General features: G+C 50.4%; 3 protein-coding genes. All 3 read left to right on the forward strand.

Going from position 1 to position 2,100, the window contains the following annotated elements:
- Positions 1 to 888 (forward strand): phage portal protein (locus ACMHKJ_RS19100; protein ID WP_413496401.1); only part of this gene is annotated, 888 nt, incomplete at its 5' end.
- On the forward strand, positions 878 to 1,486 hold the full coding sequence (locus tag ACMHKJ_RS19105; protein WP_413496402.1) for an HK97 family phage prohead protease: 609 nt from the start codon (positions 878 to 880) through the stop codon (positions 1,484 to 1,486). The genes ACMHKJ_RS19100 and ACMHKJ_RS19105, both read left to right, overlap by 11 nt.
- A gap of 9 nt (positions 1,487 to 1,495) precedes the next feature.
- The coding region (locus tag ACMHKJ_RS19110; protein ID WP_413496403.1) for a phage major capsid protein at positions 1,496 to 2,100 on the forward strand (605 nt) is incomplete at its 3' end.

Raw genomic sequence — 2,100 nt, forward strand, 5'->3', positions numbered from 1 at the left:
AACGGGTACACGCATGTTGTCCGTAACCGGAAAGGGGAAGTGATAAATCTGGAAGCCTGTATGCCGTGGGAAACCACGCTGCTGAACACCGGCGGGCGGTATACATACGGTGTTTATAACGAGCAGGGCAATTTTGCGATAAGTCCTGACGATATGATCCACATCCGCGCACTCGGCAATAATCAGCGGATGGGCGTCAGTCCGATAGTCCAGCATGCTGAAACCATCGGTATGGGAATGTCCGGTCAGAAATATACCACGTCATTCTTTGGCGGGAACGCCAGACCGGCAGGGATTGTGTCGGTGAAGGGTGAGTTGCAAAAAGAGGGCTGGGCCAGACTGAAAGAAATGTGGCAAAAGGCATCAGTAGCACTCCGCAGCCAGGAAAATAAAACCATGCTGCTCCCTGCTGATCTTGATTATAAAGCGCTCACCGTTTCCCCGGTGGATGCTCAGCTGATTGATATGCTGAAACTCAACCGTTCAATGATAGCCGGTATTTTTAATGTACCGGCCCACATGATTAATGACCTGGAAAAAGCGACGTTCTCGAATATCTCTGAGCAGGCAATTCAGTTTGTCCGTCACACGGTCATGCCGTGGGTAGTGAACTGGGAGCAGGAGCTTAACCGCCGGTTATTCACAAAACAGGAGCGTCTCGCCGGTTTTTATGTCCGGTTTAATCTTGCCGGATTACTGCGCGGCACACCGAAAGAAAGAGGTGAATTCTACCATTTCGCCATCACTGACGGCTGGATGAGCAGAAACGAAGCCAGGGCATTCGAGGATATGAACCCTGTTGATGGTCTGGATGAAATGCTGGTCAGCGTTAATGCGGCGCAGCCTGTAAGTGACAAGTCAAAAGGTGGTGACAAAGATGAGCAGTAATGAAAGAGAAACCCGGAGCTATGTCGGCGAAGTTCGCGCAGCTCCGGGAGAGGAAAACAAACCAACCCACATTATCGGGCTTGCCTCGGTGTTCAATTCCCTGTCTGAACCGATGTGGGGATTCCGTGAAATTATTAAGCCCGGGGCGTTTGATGATGTGCTGAATGACGATGTGCGTGGTCTGTTTAATCATGACCGCAACTATATTCTCGGGCGGACATCGTCCGGAACCCTGTCCCTGAGTGTGAATGAGCAGGGTCTGGTTTATGACATTACAGCACCGGACACACAAACCATTCGTGATCTGGTTATCGCACCCATGTTGCGCGGTGATGTTAATCAGAGTTCATTTTCCTTCAGCATAGCGCCGAATGGTGATGACTGGTACCAGGATGATGACGGCATGGTTGTCCGTGAAATCCATAAAATTTCCCGTCTTTATGACGTCAGTCCGGTGACTTATCCGGCGTATCAGGCTGCAAATTCCACAGTGCGGTCAATGGAAGCGTGGAAAGAAGCACGCGAAAGCGGTGGTTTAACCAAAGCTGTCAATGAAAAACTGGCGCGTGAGCGTCTTCTCACTTTAATAAGTGCATAAGGTAACAATATGAAATTTCATGAATTAAAACAAAAACGCAATACCATCGCCACTGAAATGCGTGCTATCCACGAAAAAGTCGGTGACGGCGTTATGACCGAAGAGCAGCGCGGCAAATGGAATGAAGCCAAAACCGAATTTGATCGCCTGAATGAACAGATCGGGCGTGAAGAAGAAATGCGCTCTCTGGATCAGAAATTTGTTGATGATAAAGAGCCCGAGCAGCGTACGCAGTTACCCGGCAACCCTGAAACAGAAGCCACCGAACGCCGTGCAGCAGCATTCGATCGCTTTCTCCGCTGCGGTTTCGGTGAACTGACGGCGGAAGAGCGTCAGGCGGTTAAAGAACTGCGCGCGCAGGGTACCTCACCGGATGAAAAAGGGGGGTACACCGTACCAACCCAGATGCTGAATAAAGTTGTCGACCAGATGAAAGCGTATGGCGGTATCGCCGGTATTTCGCAGATCCTGACAACCTCAAACGGGCAGGATATTACCTGGTCAACCGCTGATGGTACGGCGGAAGAAGGTGAACTGCTGGGTGAAAACACCGCCGCCAGTGAACAGGATGTTGAATTCGGTACCGCTATTCTGGGTGCTAAAAAACTGTCATC

The organism is Morganella psychrotolerans, assembly GCF_965118875.1.
In the GTDB taxonomy this organism is placed as follows: domain Bacteria; phylum Pseudomonadota; class Gammaproteobacteria; order Enterobacterales; family Enterobacteriaceae; genus Morganella; species Morganella psychrotolerans_C.

Bases quoted from the DNA above. Each gene is read 5' to 3' on its own strand.
- ACMHKJ_RS19105 (WP_413496402.1), top strand. From the start codon at position 878: ATGAGCAGTAATGAAAGAGAAACCCGGAGCTATGTCGGCGAAGTTCGC.